Annotated in this window: 3 protein-coding genes; all 3 read right to left on the bottom strand. The window is 39.1% G+C overall.

The window, feature by feature from the left end; genetic code table 11:
* Nucleotides 1-3,382 precede the first annotated feature (3,382 nt).
* Nucleotides 3,383-3,709 (bottom strand): single-stranded DNA-binding protein, encoded by a 327-nt coding sequence (ssb, locus tag FTT83_RS11905; protein WP_180176637.1) that lies wholly within the window; start codon nt 3,707-3,709, stop codon nt 3,383-3,385.
* A gap of 333 nt (nt 3,710-4,042) precedes the next feature.
* Nucleotides 4,043-6,508 (bottom strand): DUF927 domain-containing protein, encoded by a 2,466-nt coding sequence (locus tag FTT83_RS11900; RefSeq protein WP_180176638.1) that lies wholly within the window; start codon nt 6,506-6,508, stop codon nt 4,043-4,045.
* Nucleotides 6,501-6,794: a hypothetical protein gene (locus FTT83_RS11895; RefSeq protein WP_180176639.1), complete on the bottom strand. Its 294-nt coding sequence runs from the start codon at nt 6,792-6,794 to the stop codon at nt 6,501-6,503. Before FTT83_RS11895 ends, FTT83_RS11900 begins: the two co-directional genes overlap by 8 nt.
* Nucleotides 6,795-6,901: the final 107 nt, after the last annotated feature.

Genomic DNA, 6,901 nt, shown 5'->3' with positions numbered 1-6,901 from the left:
GAGATCCATGCACGTGTAGCAGTCCTTAACAGATTTACGGAATTAGGTCGCCCACTTACCCAAGTTACGCCTTAAATTTGGATCAATTAGGGGCGCTTTGCATTTCAAATCTTTGTGCAACAAAGCCCCTACCAATAACAATAAAAGATCTTTTATCATTCAAAAACTGCTCTTCTTTTTATCGGATATAAATAGTAGCAACGTTCTCAATAGTCGGGCATCATCTGCCTAAAATGCCTTAAATAATCTCCCATTTTATAGATCTTTTTTTCTTGGATAACATGGCGAACAAAATCAAGTTCCCGATAGTCCTTATCTTCAGATTTTAGATTTTCTAATACTGGATCTGATAAAGGGCGCTTTTTAATATCTGAACGCTTTATTGTGTATCACAATGGTTTCAATTACTTATCAATAATACACGATATGATCAAACTCATATACTCGGTTAAGCTCAGTTATATACAGGCATAAAAAAAGCCTAAACCATTGAGATTTAAGCTTCATTTACTTATATATCGTCGGTGGCGACAATTGAACAAATTACCTAAGTAATTGTTTTATATTTATTAAATTTTATACAAAAAACTTAGTGTACATGACAGTGTACAAATTATATGTTGCTGGCCTATTTTCTTCGGGTTTAGTTGCTATATCGGGAGTCAAATTAATATAAAAATAACTCCCCTCGCACGCCCACGCCTTTTATTTTAAATATTGCCTGCACTGGTGTATCGGTTTGCTGTGTTTTTTCGCTCCCATCATTTGATTGAAGCGGAATAGAGTATTTAAAGCTGCTCCTCTTATTAGTGGATCAGGTACGCACTGGTACATGGTACGCAGTCAGTACGCACCAAAACAGCATATTTAAAATGCGTACCCATCCACATTTAGAATGCCAATGGGGTCAGATTTAGAATCTTGCATTTTGTGGTGAAGCAACTAGTGACTTTAATGTATGAAGTAGTGACTTTAAGCAACTCACTCAGCGAATATTCGCATTTCAAATGCCGAATTAACTTGGTCGCGTTTTAAATGTGAGTAAGTTTGCTCATATCCCCCAGTGGGTGAATGCTCCCCGATCCGCTTACTACACTTTTAAGGCAGTTAAGAGGTATTGCTCACTTTTGAGCATCGGCACTGTACGAAAATTTCGTAGTTTATTGCTATTGAGTTTAGCGAATGCAATTTTGCGCCGTCATGGTGTGGAACCTTATAAAACCTAATATTCAAAAGATGCCCAGGGTGTTGACATTTGTTGACATTCAAACGCTTTGAACCTGTAAACCTGTTATTTAAAGCGCGTACATGCTAAGAAATGCTAAGGCTAGAACCTCACAAAACCTGACATTTGAACCCAGCAAAACCCAACGATTGAACCTGATAAAACCTGAAATCATAACAGCGTGATTAAGCATTATTTAGTGATACGTAGTGATACGGATTTGCTAGACGTAGCTAGACAAAAACATATTTATAAATTGCCTGTATACCTTATGTTTATTGGCTTCCACTTATTTATTGAGGCAGTATTGTCTATCAAATTTAAAATATGCTGTATCACTAATTAATCTGATCTATTTAAGTGCTTTTACCCTTACGTACCCTTACAAGATAGGTTTTCGTCACAAACGGCGTAAACCTTTCTGTGCCTATATTTGAGCGTGGTTTTGATGGTCTTTTTAATGTGGTGCTGTAAGACAAAAAATAAGGGGGAAATTCTTTACGTAGCTGTACAAAACAAGGGGCTTTCCTTGATGAAACTTGATGGAATAGGATTTCCTCAAAATAGTGGTAAACCTTTCTACATATAGCTTTTAAGGTGTTTTGATGGTCTTTCTACTGGTGACCCATCAAGGTAATTAAATAAATGCTGTAGAGAATAATTTAAGGGTGTTTTGTTTTACGTTGTTTTACGAAATCAAAGCCATTAAATCGCTGTATGCCTTGCTGTAACTGGCATAGGCGGAATTTCTTATAAGTACCATGTAAAACAAAAATTACTTAGATGTACTTAGATGAAATAAGCCATTTACCTTGATCAAATAGAAACTTTTTCACATTTCTTGCTTTACGTAGCTATACGGATTGAAATTAATAAAATGGCTGTATGCCTTTCTGTGCTTGGCTTACATAGCGATTTATGCAGATGGGCTGTAAAGCAAAATAAATTTACCTTGTTGTACCTTGTTGGAATGGTGGAAATGGCACGTATTACGTTGATGTACGTTGATGAAATAAGGCTTCTTCTTTGACGTACTTAGACGGAATGCAGTTTTATGAAAAGTATATAAAAGGGCTGTGTTCTATGGCTGATAAGGCTTATAGGCGATTTTATAGAATATTTACGGCGTACCTTGTCAAAGTAAATTTTTAGCCAATTTAGGTTGACCTAGGTTGACGAAATAGGGTTTTCATAAAACAGCCTAAAGCCTTGCCGTATCTGCTTTTGAGTGAGTTTTTGAGTATTATTTTTAATATATGTCGTCCACCTAAAATAAGGATAATCTTGTTGGACGTAGCAGGACAAAGTTAATGTTCAGTTAAAACGCCGTATGCCTTGTATAGCTTCGGTTTGAGTGCATTTTTATAAGTGTTTTTTTGAGTACCTTGTCCAACAAATACAAAAGGTCTGTCGTACAAGATTTTGCGACACGTAGCGACACAGAATTGATTAATTTACCTTGACGTAGCTTGACGAAACGCAACTTTAACAAAATGGCTGTAATGCTTATATAGTAAGGCTTTGACATTGTTTTTATGGTGCTTTTTGGTGGGGTGCTGTCAAGGTAAATTAAAGGTATGTTGTATAGCTAAAAATAACTAACTTATGACTAGGTTTAGCTATTTGGTATAAATTTTAATTTAAGTAAACTATTAATTAAGTTTATCTAACAATTTGATTTAATTAACATTATTTGAATTTTTGATATATTTCGCCACTGAATATTATTTGAATAGTGTACAAAATAATCAACAGAAACTGCTGTAGTTTCTCAATTGCCTACTCCATGGCTAATTGTTTATAAGCCCACGTTGTCTTTCCTGTAGTGGGCTTTTTTTTTGCATGGATTTTAATTGTCATCATGCCTTAGATGGGTAGCATTTCAAATGCCACCCTTTCGGATTTGAAATCCAGTAGGGTGCATTCAACTTATTGTTATCAAAGCAAAGCTCAAAATTGAGCATTCATGCCAGGTGAATATAATTTGTTGTTTTTACAGGTAAACGCAAAATTGCGTTTTGTCTAATTAGACTGCACCGATCTAAAGCTGTCTAAAGCTACTCATTCGGTTATCACGATTTCCATGATGGTTGAATCTGTATGGTGATAATGACCACTCAGCCAATAAAAAAGCTCCCCATATTTAGGGAGCTTCGATTAAAGCAATTGCAGCTCATCGGCTCTAATCTCTGTCACTTCCCTATCTGCACCGCTTTGGTTTTTCCACTTCCTTGTACGCAATGAACCCTCAATATAAACCTTTCCGCCTTTCTTGAGGTACTTACTGGCAATCTCGGCTAAACGGTTGCTGGTGGTAATCCTGTGCCATTCTGTAGCCTGTTTACGTTCGCCTGTGGTCTTGTCCTTCCAGTGGTCAGTAGTCGCCACGCTGAAAGTAGTAACGCTGCCACCATTGGGAAATTGCTTTGTTTCAGGGTCACGACCTAGAACGCCCATTACTGTAACTCTGTTTAAGTTTGCCATTGGTTCAATCTCTTAATCTGTTTGTACTTGTATGTGTGTATTTTTAGGTGGACATGGTGGACAAAGTGGACATGTGCTTATATATGTTTGATATTAAATAATTAATACTGTCCACCAATAGGAAAAACAGCATATGAAAAAAGTGGACATAAAAATTATAGTAGGTGGACAAGATATATTTACCCTAAATCGTGTCCACCTTATGTCCACCTATTAAAATATATATGTTCATATAGGGTGGACATAATAATATCTATATATAACAAAGTATTAACTATAAATATTATTCCAATGTCCACCATGTCCACTTCGTCCACCTTATAAAATCTGTTTTTAGATTTCGCTATCTAGGTTCTGCATAGCCTCAATGCTAAAGTGCATCATTCTGGGCCGTGTGCCATCAGGTAGGGTATTGCTAGACTTCTTCACGTATAGCTTTTTATCTCCCTCAATAAATCCTTTTATCCAGTCGTGTTTAATCAATACCTTTTTGACGTTCGCCTCGTTCATACCTATACACATTTCCTTTTTAAACATCGTAGGCGAAACAAGATAAACTTTGTCCTCTGGGTCGTAGTAGCCGACACGGTTATGAATACGTGGCCGGACGACTTCGCCGTCTGCCTGCCTGATTATGGTTAAGTCCTCAAAACGGCTTGTTCCGTTGGATTCAAAGAACGCCTTGATATGCTCCAGAATCTTTGTTTCCTCCATGTTTTCGCCACTGCCTAGACTTCCTAGCCAATTATTAAAACATTGCGCTATAGCCTCGAATGCACGTCCTTGCTGCCATCCTGTAATCCCTGCCTGTGTTGCCAGTTCACCAGCCACCGCCACCAATGCAAAACGGCGCAAAACACGGTTGGCCTGTCCGTTCTTTGCTTGGGTATGCTGCTCAACAAAGCTGTCTAATAAGTTCTGGGCCTGCTGCATAACTGTATCTTTATCGCTGGTCAGATACTCAAGCCACTTGATGCCTGCATGTCCATAATGTTTTGATGCCAGCTCATTGACTCGATTGCCCACATCGCTTGAATTGCTGCCATAGTTGATACACTCAAATACGCCGTAGCCTTTGCCTGCATCACTAGGTAAATGAGCAAAGCGCAGCAATAAGCCTGCATCCAGTTCGATATTGCCACGCCGTAAATGGTCTTCCAGTGTAATCTCGCCTGTGGATGTATACATAAGTCCGAACTGTTTAGAATCTTTGTTCTTGCCTGCTTTGGTGCTTCGGGCCTTGCCTTGTCCACCTGTAAGCATATAGACAATATCCGATACAGCTTTAGGGGTGGCCTGTCGCAATTCATCCAGATTTAAAAAGCTGTCATTTCTCAATTCGGCTTCATTCTCTAAAGCGTTGTCGGTGGTTCTCCATGACTTCGATATATGCTTAGGGTTGCCCCATACGCTGCACGATGCCTTAGTGATGGTACTTTTGCCGTCTGTGGATGTGCCGTATATATGAAATCCACCGCTTTCAATAGCCAGTGGGGTTACAAGCTGGCCTGAGAATGCACATGAGAATGCCAATACAGCCAATGAATGAGGCTCAATGAGTCGGCTTAGTTCCTGCCATTCTGCAAAGTTCCCCGAAGCGGTATAGGGACTTTTGCTATCACTGTGAAATAACAGTTCTTCATCTTCACTATTGCCATAGGTTTTATTGGGTGTAGCAAAACAGTAGCCATGCCATCCTGCACGATCTACACACCTAAAACGCTGCTCTATTGGGTAGTCCTGAATGTAATTGATAAATACATTCTTTTTGTAGGCTTGGCGCGGTGGCATCAATCCATGATTAGCGATAATCTTTAATGCTTCCTGTGCTTCACCCATGAAATGCTCATAAGGGATGAGTAGGCGGTGCAAGGTATTATCTTTATCGTGGAACTGAATAACGCGCTTCCAGTTATCATTGTTCTGGCTTCGGGCTTCACCCAAAATGATTGCAGAATGAGAAATAAAGGTACGTGTCTGCTTAACTTCGCCGTCATCATCCCTTTTTTCCTTTATCAGATATAAGCCACTATCCATGATGTACAAAAATGAATTGTCATCCATCTTGAACGGCTTGGCTAAATGGCCTTTAGGTAAACTGGTCTTTTCGGGTAAAGCCTCTATCGCTTCATCAAGAAACGCCAGTATTTCGGCTGTGCCATCCTCTTTATTGAACTGATAAAAAAACTCACTCACACCCATTTTTAAATACTGGTTAAGCAATCTTACAGCCGTGTTTTGTTCCAATGCTTTGAATGGCTCGAGGTGCATTTGCTCAGGTGTGACAGGTAGATAAAGCTGCTTATAGCCTGCCTGTGATAGCTGGTTAATAACAAACTGTATTTGTTCAAAATCAAAGGCTTTGAGTTCTGTTTTATGGTTGCTGCATAGGGTAGGTAGTAGCACCAATACAACGGCGTAGCCAGTCTGTGCGACTTTAAAGAATGCCTCTAGGCTGTAGGTGATAATGACAGGCTGGGCATGGTCAAAATCACCATACCTTGCAAAACCTTTAGCCAGTCCATCAGGAATGACAGCCACACGATGCCCATCCTGCATGACAGCACATTGAACAAGATCCATTTGCCCATCATAGATAGGCATAATCAAAGGCTGTGCATAGGTGACGCCGTTTATATCCACATTGCCATCATCAACATAAATCGGCTGCTCAGGACTGCCAAAACGCTGTATTAATGGATGTGATGAATAAGCATCATTAAACGATACAAGCTGTGTGCATTCGTTTAAAATGTCATCGGGTGTTATTAGTTCTTTGGGGTGGTCATAATCAAGCATTGTGGCTACCTTCTTCACCATCAAATGCCATCGGTAAGATAGCTTCAATCATTTCTAGTTTTGTTTGAATTTCAACAATAAGATTGGCAACAATTTCTGCTTTAATCATTAGTCTGTTGCCACCTTCAAAACATTGAAAAGTAGCAATAGAAATATCCTTTGCACTTGCTACTAATTCAAAAGCCACATCTTGAGCATTTAAATGATTGGCTTCGGGATGGGGTGCAAAAAAAGCACTTGTACTACCTAAAGATGAGTTATAGGCTTTTTTGATTTGATTCGACATGATTACACTCCCCATACTTTTTTAAGCATTGAGGAAATGCGCTGAACTAATCCCTGTTTTTGTGCAAAGTCTGCGGATTGGATGCGCTGGCGTGTAATTTGATGGAT

It is taken from the genome of Acinetobacter sp. YH01018, assembly GCF_013420295.1.
In the GTDB taxonomy this organism is placed as follows: domain Bacteria; phylum Pseudomonadota; class Gammaproteobacteria; order Pseudomonadales; family Moraxellaceae; genus Acinetobacter.
This window is presented reverse-complemented; position numbering and strand designations above follow the sequence as displayed.